Source organism: Sporosarcina thermotolerans (genome assembly GCF_042658975.1).
Taxonomy (GTDB): Bacteria; Bacillota; Bacilli; order Bacillales_A; family Planococcaceae; genus Sporosarcina; species Sporosarcina thermotolerans.
In genome coordinates this window covers 234444-251573 of the sequence record NZ_JBHSRM010000014.1, presented here as the reverse complement: position 1 = coordinate 251573, position 17130 = coordinate 234444, and the positions used below count along the sequence as shown (strand labels likewise).

Below are 17130 nucleotides of genomic sequence, written 5' to 3'. Positions count from 1 at the left end.
ATACATAGAAATGTGGAGTGACTAATGCGTACTTACAATGAAAAAATAAGCATCTATCATGGCATGGCTTCAACAGTTGCAGTAAACTTTTCAGGTAACTTTTTCCCGATTTTTGCAATCACTATTTTAGGAGCAACCAATTACCAGGTTGGGTTAATCAGTTCACTCCCCCCGTTAATGGCACTACTCATGACAATTCCAGCAGCAATTCTATTAAATCGTGCACAAACACAGAAGAAACTTGTCGCTGTTTCCGTATTGCTCGCACGATTAATGTTTCTATTAATTATTGCGCTTGTTTTTATTCCGTCTCAGCCTACACAAGCGTGGATGTTTTTAGTCATCATTGCACTGATGAACTTGCCGAATACTGTTGCAAACGTAGGATGGCAGACGTTCATAAGCGGGCTCGTTCCAGAATCCAACCGAGGAACCTTTTTTAGTGACCGAAACCGATTATTAACGATTGTTGGACTCTGTTCCACACTTCTGATCGGTATTTTAATGAAGGACGCTTCTGAAAATGTGATTGCGTATCAAATATTGTTCGGAATCGCCTTTTGCTTCGGTTTACTTGAAGTATTCCTCCTGATGAAGCATGATGAGCAACCCGCAAAGATTGATGAAACATCGCTTAAAAAGAAAACAATGGATTGGTCGATTTTTAAATATAAAAATTACGTTTCATTTTTAGTTGCAGCATTATTCTTTAATTTTGCATGGCAGATGGCATGGGGTATTTTTAATATCTATCACGTTAGAGTTGTCGGTGTAACCATCTTTTGGATTAGCATGTTTTCAGTAGGAAGCATGTTAGCTCAAATTATTTCATTTCCATTATGGAAAAAGTGGGCAGAAAAAAGGTCAAATACATTGGTTTTCGTCTGGGCGGCAATCGGGATGGCAACCACCCCTTTTCTAACCGTTTTGTCTACGAACCTATTCTATATTACAATTATCCAAACTTCCTCGGGGTTTTTCCTCGCTGGTGTAGTGCTATTATTATTTAACTTGCTATTGGAACAGTCTCCGTCTGAAGTAAGAACGTATTGTATTACCACTTATAACGTATTACTGTCAGTTGTAGCGTTTATCGCGCCACAGATTGGAATTTGGTTGTTAAATAGTTTAGGCGTAGAGACGGCGATGTACATAAATTCGATATTACGATTACTCGCCGCCTGTTTGTTTTTTATCGTTTATTTGAAATATGCGAGAAAACCGGGTTTAACACTATGAAGAAGCGCATTTCCCATTGTTAAGGGAAATGCGCTTCTATTAGATTTGACTTAGTGCCCGTCCAACTTGCCTTCCTGAAAATAGACATCCACCCAAAAAAGTGCCTTCTAATGCCCGGTATCCATGTACTCCTCCACCGCCGAACCCAGCGACTTCACCCGCTGCATATAATCCAGGCACGGCTTTTTCGAATTCATTCATAACGCGTCCTTCAAGATCCGTTTGAAGTCCACCTAATGTTTTCCTTGTTAAAATGTTAAGCCGCACCGCTATAAGTGGTCCGTTTTTAGGATCAAGTATTTTGTGAGGCTTTGCGACTCGTATTAATTTATCCCCAATATAGTTCCTGGCCCCTCGTAGGGCAGTAATTTGAAGGTCTTTCGTGAAACTGTTATCCATTTCTCGATCCCTCGCGAGCAATTGACGTTCGATTGTATTGACATCTAATAGTTCATTGCCTGTTACGAGATTCATTCCCTCTACTAACTCTTCAATTGTCCTGGCGACAATAAAATCTTCCCCTTTGTCCATAAAAGCCTGAACGGGTTTTGGAGGACCTGGTAATATTCTGGAAAGAACTTGTTTAATACTTTTTCCTGTCAAATCCGGGTTCTGTTCAGATCCAGATAACGCAAATTCCTTTTCAATGATCTTTGCAGTTAGGATGAACCATGAATAATCATAGCCTGTATCCTGAATCGTATGTAACGTCCCAAGTGTATCGAAACCTGGGAAATTCGGAGCATCGAAACGTTTTCCCTCTGCATTCAACCATATTGATGAAGGTCCCGGGAGAATTCGTATACCGTGAGATGGCCAGATTGGATTCCAATTCCTGATACCTTCCGTATAATGCCACATCCGATCCTTGTTGACGATGCGCCCGCCAGCCTTTTCAGTGATTGGCAACATTCGCCCGTCGACATGGGCTGGTACTCCTGAAATCATCCTTTCCGGTGGGTTTCCAAGGCGTTTTGGCCAATTCTCCCTGACCACATCAAAGTTCGCTCCGATTCCACCACTGCATACAACAACGGCAGGCGCATTATATGTAAATTCCCCGACGACAGTTCTCGAACTCGATTCCCCTCTTTTGACACCACTTGGCTCAAGGATTGACCCTTGAACACCAATGACTGCCCCATTCGCTGTCAATAATTCGTCGACTTGATGGCGTGGGTGATAGTCGACAAGCCCTTTTTCCATTCCATCGCGCACAGCCTTTTCGAATGGTTGGACAATTCCCGGTCCAGTTCCCCAAACTATATGGAATCGAGGCACTGAATTGCCATGTCCCTCTGCTAAATATCCTCCACGTTCCGCCCAACCGACAACCGGAAAAAACCGTACCCCTAACGAATGCAGCCATTCCCTTTTTTCACCGGCCGCAAATTCGAGGTAAGCCTCAGCCCACTGTTTCGCCCAATAATCCTCATCTTCTTCCCTATCAAACCCAGCACTCCCCATCCAATCTTGCCTCGCGAGCTCCAAAGAGTCTTTAATGCCGAGTCTTCTTTGTTCAGGCGAATCGACTAAAAAAAGTCCACCGAAAGACCACCATGCCTGTCCGCCTAAAAACTCTTCGGATTCTTGATCTAAGAGTAATACCTTCTTACCACCTTTGATCAATTCGGAAGTCGTGACAAGGCCCGCAAGACCGGCGCCGACAACAATGACATCATATTCCATAAGTATTCCCCCTAATACTTTCTAACCAACCTATTCGATATAGAAGATGAAATCTCCTTTTTTCATCGAGTTGCTATGGACGTGCAGGGGCTTGCTTTGGACGTGGAACCGAGTTGTTTGGACGTGCAGTGGCTTGCTTTGGACGTGGAACCGAGTTGTTTGGACGCGCAGGGGCTTGCTTTGGACGTGGAATCGAGTTGTTTGGACGCGCAATGGCTTGCTTTGGACGCGCCGGGATTTACTTTGGACGCGAGAAATTCATAAAGCAAAAAAGCAGCTGGAATGAACGATTCATTCATCCCAACCGCCTTAATTCCACTTCAATTCTGTACGTAACTCTCATTCGAAACGCCTTCCAACAAATTAGTCGGTTCACCCACACAGTACAATTGTAAATAATGCATAGCTCTCGTGCAGGCTGTGTAAAAAATCCTCCGTAAGCTCTCATCGTTATAAACATGCTCTGAAGCATCGTAAATAATGACTGCATCGAATTCAATTCCTTTAGCCAAATAAGATGGTATGACAACGACCCCTTGTTCATATTCCATCGATCCATTCCTTACATGCTTGATACCATCGATGCCGGATAAGGCATTATAAGCGCGCTCACTTTCCTCTCCCGATTTACAAATGATTGCAATCGTATTGTATCCAACATTTTGTAACTCACTGACTTTAGAGGTTATACAGCTATGCAATTCACCGGAACTTGCCAGTTTTGTCAAAACAGGGTGCTCTCCATCACGTTCAAACGGAATAATCTGCTCACTGTTCGGCACGAGTTGACGTGTGAACTCGATAATCGGCTTTGTGGAACGATAGCTTCGTGATAAGTTTACAACTTCCGTGTTTTCCGGCCCGAAAAGCCCAGTTAGTACTTGGAAATCAACGCGTGCACTTGCATGTGCAAAAATAGCTTGATTAAAATCCCCTAAAACAGTCATCTTCGCGGTAGGAAATAGACGACGCAAGTATTCGAATTGGAATGGTGAATAGTCTTGCGCCTCATCGACAACGATATGTTTAATCGTCCTATTTGTTTGAAAGCCCTGGATGAGCTCGTTTAATAGTAGATATGGCGTGGCATCTTCATACAACAACTTACCTTCATCTATCGTGCTAAGTGTAGTTAGACAAATAGACTGCCACTCTGCCGGCAAATCTCCTTCAATCCATTGTTCGATATACTGAGGACTTGTAAATAGCTGCTTGTAAATCCCTTTCATGTCTATGAAGGCATTCTCTTCTATTTGTTTACGAAGTGGCTTAAATCTTTGTTGAACTATCAATCGGCCAAGTTCTGTCGGCTCCATTTCATAATCAGCAACGGCCGCACCCTTAAAGCCTTTCTTTTTCGCGAGATGCTTATGCGCCTTATGATATGCCTCATCGCTAAGTAATTCAATTTCCTCTTCTACCCACGGCTTTGTAAGTTCGTTTTTACGAACTTCATTCACCCTCTTCATTAGCCAATCCTTCAACTTTTCAAGGCGATTATGAAAACGGAGTGAGGTATCGCTGCTGTAAAATATATCTTCAATTTCCTGTTTCGTTACAATCGGTTTTCCTCTAAAAAGAATATCCTTAAACAGCATTTTAGATGTCTCTAACCCTCTTCTATACGATTCGATCGCTTCAAAAAACGGTGTCGAGGCTTTGAAACGAATGCCCTCCACCCTTGATCTATAGGATGATGTGTTTTCAGCAGTCAGAACATATTCCAATTGCTCGTATGGATTTTCCACTTTGAAGCCATCGCTTAGACGATGGTTCAAATACTCTTGAAAAGTGACTTGCTGCATATTTTCTTCACCAAGCTCCGGTAGGACATTGGATACATAATTATTGAACAAAGAATTCGGCGAAAATAATATAATCTGGTCAGCGCTCATACTATCCCGATATTTGTAAAGTAAATAGGCGATTCGTTGTAGGGCCGCAGACGTTTTACCGCTACCTGCTGCACCATGAACGATAAGAAGCCTACCCGAATCGTGACGAATGATTCGGTTTTGCTCCTGCTGGATCGTCGCCACGATATTATGCATATGCTTATCGGTACCCTTGCCTAAAACAATCTGTAAAATCTCATCTCCAATTGTGAGACTTGTATCAAACATCGATTGGAGTACACCATCACGGATTAAATATTGCCACTTTTTCTCCAACCTACCATGGATAACCCCGCCCGGCGTTACATAAGAAGCCATACCGGGGTGATGATCGTAGTAAATACTTGAAATCGGGGCTCTCCAGTCATAGACAAGGAAATCTTCCCCGCTATCATCTGTTAAAGTGGATATTCCGATATAAATCTGTTCTTCAGTCGGAACCCCTTCTTCGCTAAAATCAATTCGACCAAAATATGGTGATTTCTTCATTCGTTGTAGTGTGGACAACTTTTTGGATGAAAGCCGATGCGTGCTTTGACTAACAGCAAGGGCTTGTGCTTCTTGTCTTAATCCAATAATCGTTTCAAGATAATCATCGAACGTATCGACATTGACCTTAACTTCATCCCAAAAATATTTTCGGATCTTTACAACTTCATTCCGTTGCCGGGTTGTATCTTCCCCTAATTTAAGAATTCGTCCTTCAATAATTTCTGTTACACGATCCACTCTTTGTTGTTCGTGCTGAAACGTCGATTCCATAGCAAACACTCCTTAAAAAAATGAGTAAAAGGGTTGACTAATGAATAGATGATGATGTATAATTAAAATAGGGTTAATATATTCACATTAATTACACAGTGTCTATCTTTATAAATTTACCATACTATCTCATTTCGTTCAATAGGCGAAGTTGAGGTTTTTTGACGATTCTTGCGATAACGATTAAAAGGCAGTAGGAATGTTAACTTCATCCCTACTGCCTTTTTCTATGTTTTCCTATTTGGTATCATTACTTTCGTTTAGTAATGTAAATTCTTCACTACTTCCATTCCAATCTATTTTCATTTCCAACTTATCATTTTTATTTGTTGATGGACTGTTAGAAATTGGTAAATCGCTAAAAAATACGCCTTCTTTGTTTAAAGTTAAATCATCCCCGCCAAAACTTATTACTCCATTATTTTTCGATTTAACATAGAAACCAAATGTTTTGATATCCTGTAGGTTATCTCCTTTGTATTCAATTTGAATTTGATAGATTTCGTTTCCGTTACTCTGATTAACGGTTACTATTGCAAACCAGTTTTTAACCTCACCTATAAATGACAATTCTTTATTATTAGCCTGACAAGCATACAATGATAGGCAAAACAAAAACATCGAGGTTACGATAAACTTTTTCAAACCGATACCCCCTTTTTCTTCATGAAATAGACAGTACTTCTTTCTGTCATATACGGTTTCTAAAGGTCAGCCTTCTTACTTCATCCTTTAAATTTAGGGACTTCAAAAGGTCAATAACCAAGGTTAAAACTTCACTGTCATAATCTGGTGTTAATACATACCAGAACATTGCATCTCGTGTAAAACCCAATTTTTCTTCATATGTTGCGTCTTTCAAGAAGAGTTTCATTCTAACGATCTGTTCCTTATCCTGCCTTCTTTCAGGATCAAAAGAGTAGCGTCTATGAAGATCAACATTTGCTCCCTTGATTCCCAGGCCATCATAAGTTTTTAAAACAATACTTTCTTCACGTTCATGGAGAACTGTTTGAACATATTCGGCAACGTCCACCTTCTTCGTGCAGAACACCTCTTGTAGAAGTTCCAAAAGCTTATCTCTATTTATTTGCCAACTGTCTGTAAGGTAATCTTTAAAAATCAGCTCTGTGGATTCTTTATCCTTCCAAGGCCAACAATTATCCAATAGCCCAACATGCGGAACAAACGAGGCTATCGTCATAAACTCATTGATATTTCGTGCCGTTAAGCGTATCGGTGGATCATTTGTAGGCGTAACACAAACAATCGGTGCTTCATTCAAATCAGTTATTGATCCAAAATCAGTTAAAAACCCAAAATGAACTCCATCCCCACCAGTATGGGCAAACGGAATTACATCTGGTGGAGTTATCCAATATGAAAAAAAATCTTGGATGGGCACCAAGCCTATTGTATCCAGTGTTAATCCCTTTTTCTTCAATGTATTTTCCAATTCTATCAATTTTTTTACTTCATCAGGAACTCCATATTCTCCGTATTCTATCTTCATAACGCTTACTCCCACTCTCCCTGAATAGCTTTTTTCCTTAATTTTACTATTTTCTAACTAAACCAACAACTACAAAATAGAAGAATTATGAATTATACTATAACTAATTCATACAAAAGGTGGTTGTTATAATGGCGGAACATTTATTTCATTTAAAGGCAAACTGGCCGGGATTACGTAATGACGTAGGGTCGATTGAAACGTTGAATTTGAAGACAAAAGTTTCGATACCAGTCGAAATGGATGGCCCTGGAATTGGGACAAATCCGGATGAAATGTTGCTTGGAGCAGCTGCAACCTGCTATATCATCACACTTGCGGCGATGCTTGAGCGAAGCGGCATTGAGAAGACAAGCTTGACGATGGAATCCGTTGGGGTTGTCGACTATACGAATGGCGTTGTTACATATAAGAAGATCATACATAAGCCTGTACTCGTTTTGCATGAGGACACTTCAGAAGATAAAAAAAGAATTGCAGAGAGACTGATTATGAAAGCGGAAGATTCGTGTATGATTAGCAGAGCCTTAAAAGGTAATGTAGAAGTTACAGTTGAAGCGATTATTCAATAGTGGTCAGCTGAAACCTTATTCCCTAACAGACGTATTCTATAATAGATTCAAACGGAGGTGGCGCCATGGGATTTAATGCATTCGACGATTTCATGTTTTCTTTTGGCCCTATTTTCTTCTTTATTGTGTTTGCATTAGTCATTGGCTTTTTCATTGTCGTGATTGTTAAGAGTATCGGACAATGGTCCAAAAACAACAATTCACCTCGACTGACAGTGCCAGCGCATGTTGTAACAAAGCGGGCGCATACCTCAGGTGGAAGCGGCGATTCATCTGCCTCTACATGGTATTATGCAACATTCCAAGTGGAAAGCGGAGATCGGATGGAATTGAGTGTAAGCGCCAAGGAATACGGAATGCTTGCGGAAGGTGACATCGGTATGCTTGCATTCCAAGGGACCCGATATTTAGGATTTGAAAGGAAATAAGACGATTTGAGCCCGCCAATACCGAATTGGCGGGTTTCTTTAATTATCCTCCTCAAATTCCGGTTCAAGACGCTTCATGAATTCATCAGCAGCACTATATCCTTGCTGTTGCAAATACCAATTATTCGCAGCCGCTTCAATCAAACCCGCCACATCTCTTCCCGGCTGCAATTGGATTTGAATATGCGGAATCGGGACGTCCATATACGTCTTGAATTTTTCATCCAGTTCAAGTTCATTATTCAACGCATTTTCCTGCCACTCTGTCAATTCAATATCAAGAGCGATTCGGCTTTCATCCTGAAATGCTGCCCGTCCGTAAAGTCGTACGACGTTCAATAAACCGATGCTTCGTAATGCAAGAAATTCTTTATTCTTTTCATTATGCGTCCCTAAAAGTGTCTGCGGACTCAGTTTTTTAAGCACAACGATATCATCCGCAATCAGCCGATGCCCTCTTCCGATTAACGTATGGGCGGTTTCACTTTTCCCCACCCCAGATTTTCCGCGTAATAAAATCCCAATTCCTGCTACATTCACACATACTCCATGAACTGCAATCTCTGGCGCCATCACCTTCGTAACATATGCGTCTAATTTAGCGCTCATCTCAGTCATCGAGTCGGGTGTCCGTAAAACAGGTATGTGATTATCTGTACAATAGCGCAGAAGCCCAAGCGGCTCTTCCTGATTGGAGGTGATAATAATACAAGGCGGGTCATACTGGACAATATTAGCGATTCGCAATTTGCACTCCTCGTCCGATAATGTATGCAAATAATTAATTTCATTTTTGCCAAGGATTTGCACATGTTCTGTAGCGATGAAATCGAACTTATCCATGAATTCTAATCCTGGCCTTCTCACTTTTGTTTTTTTCAAAACTTTATTTAGTTGGTTATGCCCAATCAGCACTTCCAATTTAAAACGTTTCACGATGTCAGCAATCGTAACTGTGTTCATTCCCACACTTCCCTGCTTGTATAATTTGACAATAGTATAACATGGAAAGGAATATTTTAGCTTATTCTACATAGTTATTTACATGTTTTTAGTGGATCGGTTAAGACTATGAAAGAAAGGAGCGGTTAAGATGGCAAGAAAAAATAAAATATTAGTTCCTCAAGCACGTGAACAGCTGGATCGATTGAAAGCAGATGTCATGCGGGCTAAAGGGTACGATGTTGATGATAGGCGTCCGGATGCGGTGAAATATGAAGTCGCAAAGGAATTAGGTATTCCGTTATCGGATGGATATAATGGAAAATTGACATCGGAGCAAGCCGGAAAAATCGGTGGTCCGATTGGAGGAAATATGGTGAAAGAAATGGTGAGGCTGGCGCAGGAACAGATGGCGAAAAACGAGGGCTTGTGAGGATAAACGAGCGGATTTGCGAATTAATGAGCGCTTTTCGGAATAAACGAGCGGATTCACAAGTAAACGAGCGCTTTTCGAAATAAACGAGCGGATTCACGAGTAAACGAGCGGTTTCACGATTAAACGAGCGCTTCCGTAGAAAAACGAGCGTTTGCACGAATAACCTCAATGAAAATAGCTGTCTCTAAGACAGCTATTTTTTCATGAAATATTTACGTCCAACCTTTTCAACCAATTTAGGTGCAATCGAATATAGTTTACTCGTCAACCCCATAACCCCAGGTAGATTGACTTCCCGAACAGGCTTTTCAATCGTTTTCAAAACTGCATCTGCTACAGTACCTACTTGCAACAAATGCTTGCCTAATGATGACCTATACCTCCCCGTACGATCTGCCCCATCAATAAATGGAGTATCGATCGGCCCGGGATGAATGACGCTAACATCAATGCCGAATTCAGCAACTTCCATGCGTAACGCATTCGTATAGCCGATCAATGCATGCTTTGTCGCTGCGTAAACTGACGCTTTGGGCGTAGCTACTTTTCCAGCCTGGGAACCGATGTAGATAAGATGACCTTTTTGACGTCCCATCATTTGCGGCAAGATGCGTTTGGTTAATAAAAACGGAGCTATGACATTCGTTTCCATCATAGCACGGATTGATTCCTCGGGCATTAGGTGGGCTGACTCGAAAAAGCCGACACCTGCGGAAAAGATAACAATATCCGGAGGGCCGATCTTATCCAAAACCCTTTCCATGTCCTCCATGTTCGTCACATCTGCAGGTACAGCTTCTGCCCCTTCGTTTTGCAATTCCCATAGCTTATCCGGAGCCCTTCCCGTACCAATGACCGTAAAATTATCCGTGTCCGCCAGTAAGCGCATTGCCACTGCAAAACCGACTCCGCTCGTTGCACCTGTAATCAAAACCTTACGCTTGGTCATAATACAAGACGCCGCCTTCTCCGAGATTTTCCCGGATAAGCCCTTTTGATAATAAATAATCCACTTGTCCAATCGTTTCGGATAAAGTGAGTCCTAATTCCTTTTCATAAACAGCCGGGAACAATTGTTGCGTAAGCTCATAAATCGTTTTGCGCCCTTCTTTCAGCATGCCATGCACTTTTATTGCGCGATCATGCTGTTTTTGTAGTCTTGTTTCGACTAGGGCATGTACATTATGCACTTCATTCCCATGGCCACCGTATACGATGTCTATAGGAAGATCTAATAATCGTGTCAATGAAGCATTGTATTGTAACAACGACTTCGGTCGATCCGCTTCAGGATTTGCAGGAGGTTCGATCAATGGATTGGAAGATACTTTCTCCAAAACAAGATCCCCTCCAATCATCTCACCCGTCTTTTCATTAAATAAGGCAATATGACTTTGGGCGTGTCCAAGTGTTTCCATCACAATCCAGTTAGGATGCCCTGTCCATTCGTCGCCTTCCCCAATTATTCGATCCAGCGTCCGTTCCCCCATCAACCTAATTGGACGTTTCATCTTTTCAAGCCAGTGGAATTTGGACTCGGGAACTCCTTCTTCTATCAGACGTTCCAAATAAAACTTATCGTGGTACTTCATGAATTCTGCATCTCTTTTTAACCAAAGATCATTATATGGGTGACCGATAACCTCTGCCTTGTCAAAGGCGTCCATCCAACCCGCATGATCAGGATGATGATGGGTTAAAATCACCTGTTCGATATCCTTGAATGTATAGCCGATTTCATTCAGTCCTTGTTTTAGTGCTTCATAAGCTTTCGGCGTTTTCGGTCCGGCATCGACAAGTGATAACGCATCTCCTTTTACGACAAATGCATTTACATCGCCAACTGCGAATGGTGTCGGAATAGCAATTTTATGTATCATATTTTTAACTCCCTCAACTAACAACAGATTTTCACATACTGAATCGGTATTCAGTCCATTCTACCTCTTTTAGAAACCTATGTCATCCCCTATAAAACCGTTGAAACTTTCTATCCCCTTATACGTATATGATATAATGACCATAACTTTTTTCAAGGGGGATCGATATGGGATTTTTCAATTTTTTTAAGAGCCAATTTATCGAAGTTATTGAATGGACAGATCAAAGTTCTAATACAATGGTATATCGTTTTCCAGTGCAAAATAATGAAATCAAAATGGGGGCAAGTCTGATTGTCAGGGAGTCGCAAGTAGCGATTTTTGTGAATGAAGGTGAAATCGCTGACGTATTCACTCCCGGCCACCATGTTTTATATACCCAAAACATGCCGATTTTAACAAAGCTGAAGTCTTGGAAAACAGGATTCAACTCCCCTTTCAAGGCGGAAGTCTATTTCATTAATACAAAGCAATTTGTTGATCAAAAATGGGGAACTTCGAATCCTATTATGATGCGTGATCCTGATTTCGGGATAATTCGCTTACGTGGGTATGGGATCTATTCCTATAGAGTATCAGAACCTGTCATCTTTCTAAAAGAGTTATTTGGAACTAATGCTTCGTATGATACAAGCAGCATTGAAGGCCATTTGAAAAAGATGATCTTATCAGGGTTGACGGATCTATTTGCTGAATCACAAATCCCAGCGCTTGATCTTGCCATGCATTATGACGAACTTAGCAACGAAGGTAAAGATAAGATGCAGGAACGATTTGCAAAATTCGGTTTTGAAATCACTTCCTTATATATTGAGAATTTGTCTTTACCAAAAGAAGTCGAGCAAGCTATGGACAAGCGGACGACAATGGGTGTGCTTGGAAACTTGAATACGTACACGCAATATCAAGCCGCCGAAGCACTACGCGATGCTGCGCGCAATGAAGGTGGTGGAATGGCTGCAACAGGTGCAGGCATTGGCGCAGGAGCCGCAATCGGAAATGTGATGGCTAATGCATTAAATCAAAATCAGCAACAAGCCACTCCGCCGGCTGAACCAGCAAAAATGGCCTGTCCTCATTGCCAGGCTCAGATTAGAGTTAGTGCGAAGTTCTGTCCTGACTGCGGGAAATCCGTACAACAGAAGACGATCCCATGCATTAATTGTAAAGCGGAAATTAAAGAAGGCTCAAAATTTTGTGGTGAATGCGGAACAAAACAAGTAACCGAGAAAATATGCAATTCTTGCGGTACGGTAAATGGGCCTACAGCCAAGTTTTGCGGTGATTGTGGAGAGGGACTTGAAGGGTAAAGAGGTGAAACCGGGTGACTAAATTGGATAATGCCGATGACTTCATGGATGAAAATAAACACGAAGACACTGAAGTGAACCAGTGTGCCTCTTGCGGAGGGAATGCGGTTTATGATCCAGATACACGGGGATTGAAATGCCCTTTTTGTGGAACGGAAGTTGAAATCGAAGCAACGAGGGAAAATACGACCGAGCATGATTACTTGGATGCTCTTGATAAGGCTGATCATAGCTGGGGAGATGAAAAAAGGGTATTCAAATGTGACAACTGCGGTGCGGAAACTTTATTGGATAAGGATAAAGTCGCTGATTTCTGTACATTTTGTGGGTCATCCCATATTACGGTAACCGAAAACGATGCCGGCATAAAACCGGCACTTGTCATTCCGTTTCATATTTCAAAAGATGAAGCCGTAAATAAATTCAAAAAATGGATTGCAAAACGATATTTCGCCCCTTCAAAATTAAAACATAATTATGAACTACAGAAGATAAATGGTGCTTATATTCCATATTGGACCTTCGATTCGGACACTGATTCCGACTACACTGTAAAAATCGGCACCTATTATTACGTAATGGAAACCAGGACGGTACATCGCGACGGTAAGACCGAACAGATTACAGAACAAGTCCGAAAGATCAGATGGCGTACAAAACGCGGCAATTACCAGAAATTCTATGATGATGTCCTTGTAAAGGCATCAAAAAATGTCGCTTCCGGATTAATCGACCGGGTTGAGCCTTTCCAACTCTCTGGCCTTCTTGACTATCGCACGGAATACCTTTCGGGTTTTCTTGCTGAACGGTACTCGATTTCGCTAAAAAACGGATGGTATTCGGCCAGGGACATAATTGACTCCCGAATCCGAAACGGAATTCTTCGCAAGGAAACCGGTGATGAAGTTCGGATTGTTAATGTCCAAACAAACTACGATGGAATCACATTTAAACATATTTTACTGCCAATGTGGATTTCTTCATTTAATTATAATAATAAGGTTTATCGCTTTTTAGTTAATGGCCAAACAGGTAAAGTTAGTGGTCACGCCCCTGTCAGTGTATGGAAAATATCTATTATAGTGATGTTGTTAGCTCTTGTAGTAGGCGTCGTTTATTTCTTCAAAGATTATATGTGAGCATTGGCATTAGTAGAGCAAACAAAACGCATTCTGTCAGGCAGTTTGCTATAATTTGGTTATTGTAACGGAAGGAGGTCAGGAAATGGCAAAATTATTTTCACCATATTCAATTCGTGGTGTGGAGTTCAAAAATCGGATTGTTATGGCACCGATGTGCATGTACTCTTCTCATAATATGGACGGGAAAGTGGAAGATTGGCATAAAATCCATTATGCCACCCGCGCTGTCGGACAAGTTGGTTTGATAATTGTCGAAGCAACAGCAGTTTTACAGGAAGGTCGCATTTCAGCCCAGGATCTTGGAATTTGGAATGATGACCATCTTGAAGGACTTTCTGAAATTGTACGTCTTATGAAACAGCATGGTGCAAAGACAGGAATTCAACTTGCCCATGCTGGTAGAAAAGCGACTGTAGATGGTGACATTTATGCACCAAGTGCAATTCAATTCAATGAACACTATAAAACTCCTGTTGAAATGACAGTGGAAGATATTAAAACAGTGGTTAATGCATTCAAAGATGGTGCAATCCGAGCGAAACAGGCTGGTTTTGATGTAATCGAATTGCATGGCGCACACGGTTATCTTATCAATGAATTCCTATCCCCTTTATCAAATAAGCGAGATGACGCTTATGGTGGTTCATCCGAAAATCGGTACCGCATCTTACGTGAAATTATTGATGCAGTCCGTTCAGTATGGGACGGTCCATTATTCGTCCGTATTTCTGCAAAGGATTATGTAGAAGGCGGTATGTCACCAACTCTATACGTCGAGATGGTGAAGTGGATGAAAACACAAGGTGTTGATTTGATTGATGTGAGTTCAGGTGCAGTCGTTCCTGCCAAAATCGATGCATTTCCAGGTTATCAAGTACCTTTTGCTGAAGAAATCAAAAAGGGTGCAGGAATTGCAACAGGAGCAGTGGGATTAATAACATCGGGAATTCAAGCGGAAGAAATTTTGAAAAACGAACGGGCTGATTTGGTCTTACTGGCGCGCGAATTGTTGAGGAATCCGTATTGGGCTTATTCAGCTGCAAAGGAATTAGATGTAGAGATTGAGCCACCAGTTCAATACGTGCGTGGTTGGAGTTTTTAAACGTTTTTCAATATATAAAAGCTGTCGCGGTCATTTTTATGACTCTGCGACAGCTTATTTTTTCATCAATTGTTCATCTTTCCATTCAAAATGGCTGAAATCTTCAGCGATAAAAAGATTCGGGAAGATGGTAGAGCCTTGTTCTTTTAATTTCGCAAGATCACTTGGCATGAAACGGGCACTGATATGATTTGCGATTAACGCTTTGACGTTGGTAGCTTTTGCAGTCCTTGCGGCATCAGCGATTGTAGAATGCCCGTATTCTTTCGCAAGTTCGCCAGTTTCACTATCAAAAGTCGCTTCATGAACTAAAATATCTGCATCCATTGCCAACTCAAGCGATGCTTCACAATATCGTGTATCCCCAAGGATTGTAACAATAAATCCTTTTTGAGGGTCGCCAGTTACATCTTTGCTATAGACGTATTGTCCATTGTCCAACTGAACGTCTTCCCCATCCTTTAGCCTTTTTAGTAAAGGACCTTTCGGCACACCAGCCTCCACCGCTTTTTCAATGAGCAGTTTTCCGGGCAGTGACTTTTGTTCAATCCTAAAACCAAAGCATTCAATTACGTGTTCAAGTTCCTTCGTTGTGACCTTAAATTGATCATCCTCAAAAAGTATACTTGAATCTATCTCATTAATGGTTAACGGATAGGTTAAATGAGTCTTTGTAATTCTTAGCGAGGTGATTACCCATTCCTTTATTCCAACTGGACCATAAATAGTCAACTCTTCTTCACCACCTAAAAACGAACGAGAACCAAGGAAGCCCGGCAAACCGAAAATATGATCTCCGTGTAAATGGGTTATGAAAATCTTATTAATTTTCCTTGGTTTAATTGACGTTCTAAGCAACTGATGCTGGGTCGCTTCGCCACAATCAAACATCCAGTACCCTTCCTGTTCAGCTGAAAGGTTCAGGATTAATGAAGAAGTATTGCGTATCTTGGAGGGCATGCCCGCACCTGTCCCTAAAAAAAAGATTTCCATTTGAGTCGCTCCCTTCTTAAATTCCTCGTTTAACTGAGTTTGGACCAAATTTCTTCTCAATTTTCGCTACGAGTTCATCCACTTTAGCATCTTTCGCATGCATCTCAAAATTATCAATAGATAATTGTTCATACAACTCGTTCATCGGAATGGTATTTGAAACGGTAATGCCTAATAACCGAACGGGTTCCCCGTCCCAATGTCGTTTGAATAAATCTGCCGCTTCCTTGTAAATATCATTTGATTTATACAATGGGTTCAATACTGTACGGCTCCTTGTTTGGTTACGCCAATCAGACGTACGGATTTGAATCATAACAACATTTCCTGCTAATCCATTCCTCTCCAACCGTTTGGAAACTTTAACGGCTAATTGCTTGAATATTTCAAGGCAAGAATCCAATTCAGTCTCGTCAATTGGTAATGTTGTAGAACTCCCAACACTTTTACGCTCTTCCGCAGCTTCCGGATCTACGGGTCGATGATCTATACCGTTGGCACGGTTTCGAAGGCGCAACCCATTTTTACCTAACGTAGCTTTAATAAGCACTTCATCAACTTTAGCAAGATCCCCAATCGTCGTAATGCCAATTTCATTCAACCGCTTTTCTGTACTCTGCCCAACGCCATGCATTTCAATAACCGGAAGTGGCCATAGAATATCAGGTACCTGTCTTTTCCGCAAAATAGTGATACCCATCGGTTTTTTCATATCAGATGCGGTCTTTGCAAGAAATTTATTCGGAGAAATTCCTATGGAGCAAGGCAGATCCAATTCAGACAAGATGCGCTGTTGCATATGCGTCGCAATTTGTACAGCATTCGTCAAGCCGCCTATATTGGTAATATCGATAAAAGCTTCATCGATTGAAACGGGTTCGACAAGATCGGTATAAGTCCGTAAAATCGAAAAAACCGCATCAGAAGCGATCCGGTATTTCTCGTGATCAGGTGGGACAAGGACAAGTTCAGGGCAAATTCTTTTAGCTTCACCTACAGACATCGTTGTATAAATCCCAAGCGCCCTAGCCTCATACGAGCAAGTGACAAGGATGCCACGTCTTTCCTTCGGATTCCCTGCTACCGCCATCGGTACTCCTTTCAATTTCGGGTCATGGGCTTGTTCGACCGAAGCAAAAAAACTATTCATATCAAGATGTAGGATGACTCTAGTATGTGACACTCTGGTCTCTGTCATTTGCCTCTCTCCATTTAAATAAATAAACC

General features: G+C 41.5%; 16 protein-coding genes. 7 read left to right on the top strand and 9 right to left on the bottom strand.

What is annotated here, in order from left to right; all coding sequences use genetic code 11:
• Nucleotides 1-24: 24 nt before the first annotated feature.
• The gene (locus tag ACFPZG_RS12795; protein WP_317940725.1) at nt 25-1239 is read left to right on the top strand and encodes an MFS transporter; all 1215 of its coding nucleotides are present in this window, start codon (nt 25-27) and stop codon (nt 1237-1239) included.
• A 39-nt stretch (nt 1240-1278) separates the two neighbouring features.
• On the opposite strand, the gene ACFPZG_RS12790 is transcribed toward ACFPZG_RS12795, so the two are convergent.
• From ACFPZG_RS12790 to ACFPZG_RS12775, 4 genes are all read right to left on the bottom strand, one after another.
• A complete protein-coding gene (locus ACFPZG_RS12790) occupies nt 1279-2928 on the bottom strand; it encodes an FAD-binding dehydrogenase (RefSeq protein ID WP_317940726.1) in 1650 nt (549 codons plus the stop codon).
• Between the two features lie 320 nt (nt 2929-3248).
• The gene (gene helD, locus ACFPZG_RS12785) at nt 3249-5585 is read right to left on the bottom strand and encodes an RNA polymerase recycling motor HelD (RefSeq protein ID WP_317940727.1); all 2337 of its coding nucleotides are present in this window, start codon (nt 5583-5585) and stop codon (nt 3249-3251) included.
• 237 nt (nt 5586-5822) lie between these two features.
• Nucleotides 5823-6230 (bottom strand): hypothetical protein, encoded by a 408-nt coding sequence (locus ACFPZG_RS12780; protein WP_283732132.1) that lies wholly within the window; start codon nt 6228-6230, stop codon nt 5823-5825.
• A 46-nt stretch (nt 6231-6276) separates the two neighbouring features.
• On the bottom strand, nt 6277-7098 hold the full coding sequence (locus ACFPZG_RS12775) for a hypothetical protein (protein ID WP_283732133.1): 822 nt from the start codon (nt 7096-7098) through the stop codon (nt 6277-6279).
• A 131-nt stretch (nt 7099-7229) separates the two neighbouring features.
• Here ACFPZG_RS12775 and ACFPZG_RS12770 point away from each other — a divergent pair, with 131 nt between their 5' ends.
• Both ACFPZG_RS12770 and ACFPZG_RS12765 read left to right on the top strand, forming a co-directional pair.
• Nucleotides 7230-7670, top strand: a complete 441-nt coding sequence (locus ACFPZG_RS12770) for an OsmC family protein (RefSeq protein WP_283732134.1) — start codon at nt 7230-7232, stop codon at nt 7668-7670.
• Nucleotides 7671-7735: 65 nt separating this feature from the next.
• Complete coding sequence (locus ACFPZG_RS12765; protein ID WP_283732136.1) at nt 7736-8098, top strand: DUF2500 domain-containing protein; 363 nt, start codon at nt 7736-7738, stop codon at nt 8096-8098.
• Between the two features lie 39 nt (nt 8099-8137).
• On the opposite strand, the gene hprK is transcribed toward ACFPZG_RS12765, so the two are convergent.
• Nucleotides 8138-9061, bottom strand: a complete 924-nt coding sequence (gene hprK / locus ACFPZG_RS12760) for an HPr(Ser) kinase/phosphatase (protein WP_283732137.1) — start codon at nt 9059-9061, stop codon at nt 8138-8140.
• Nucleotides 9062-9191: 130 nt separating this feature from the next.
• On the opposite strand from hprK, the gene ACFPZG_RS12755 reads away from it, so the two are divergent.
• Nucleotides 9192-9473, top strand: coding sequence for an alpha/beta-type small acid-soluble spore protein (locus ACFPZG_RS12755; protein WP_283732138.1), 282 nt, complete (start codon nt 9192-9194; stop codon nt 9471-9473).
• A gap of 196 nt (nt 9474-9669) precedes the next feature.
• On the opposite strand, the gene ACFPZG_RS12750 is transcribed toward ACFPZG_RS12755, so the two are convergent.
• Together ACFPZG_RS12750 and ACFPZG_RS12745 are read right to left on the bottom strand one after the other, a co-directional pair.
• Entirely contained in the window at nt 9670-10425 is a 756-nt protein-coding gene (locus ACFPZG_RS12750; protein WP_283732139.1) for an SDR family NAD(P)-dependent oxidoreductase, read from the bottom strand.
• Complete coding sequence (locus ACFPZG_RS12745) at nt 10412-11356, bottom strand: MBL fold metallo-hydrolase (RefSeq protein ID WP_283732140.1); 945 nt, start codon at nt 11354-11356, stop codon at nt 10412-10414. The genes ACFPZG_RS12750 and ACFPZG_RS12745 overlap by 14 nt, the downstream gene beginning before the upstream one ends.
• A 167-nt stretch (nt 11357-11523) precedes the next feature.
• Between ACFPZG_RS12745 and ACFPZG_RS12740 the strand changes: the two genes are divergently transcribed.
• From ACFPZG_RS12740 to namA, 3 genes are all read left to right on the top strand, one after another.
• Nucleotides 11524-12666 carry an SPFH domain-containing protein gene (locus tag ACFPZG_RS12740; RefSeq protein WP_283732141.1) on the top strand — a complete coding sequence of 381 codons (1143 nt, stop codon included), beginning with the start codon at nt 11524-11526 and terminating at the stop codon, nt 12664-12666.
• 14 nt (nt 12667-12680) lie between these two features.
• Complete coding sequence (locus ACFPZG_RS12735) at nt 12681-13805, top strand: hypothetical protein (RefSeq protein WP_317940728.1); 1125 nt, start codon at nt 12681-12683, stop codon at nt 13803-13805.
• Between the two features lie 85 nt (nt 13806-13890).
• The gene (gene namA / locus ACFPZG_RS12730; RefSeq protein ID WP_317940729.1) at nt 13891-14910 is read left to right on the top strand and encodes an NADPH dehydrogenase NamA; all 1020 of its coding nucleotides are present in this window, start codon (nt 13891-13893) and stop codon (nt 14908-14910) included.
• A gap of 54 nt (nt 14911-14964) precedes the next feature.
• On the opposite strand, the gene rnz is transcribed toward namA, so the two are convergent.
• Both rnz and ACFPZG_RS12720 read right to left on the bottom strand, forming a co-directional pair.
• On the bottom strand, nt 14965-15903 hold the full coding sequence (rnz, locus tag ACFPZG_RS12725) for a ribonuclease Z (protein WP_283732143.1): 939 nt from the start codon (nt 15901-15903) through the stop codon (nt 14965-14967).
• A 16-nt stretch (nt 15904-15919) separates the two neighbouring features.
• Nucleotides 15920-17101 (bottom strand): DNA polymerase IV, encoded by a 1182-nt coding sequence (locus ACFPZG_RS12720; RefSeq protein WP_317940730.1) that lies wholly within the window; start codon nt 17099-17101, stop codon nt 15920-15922.
• Between the last annotated feature and the right edge of the window lie 29 nt (nt 17102-17130).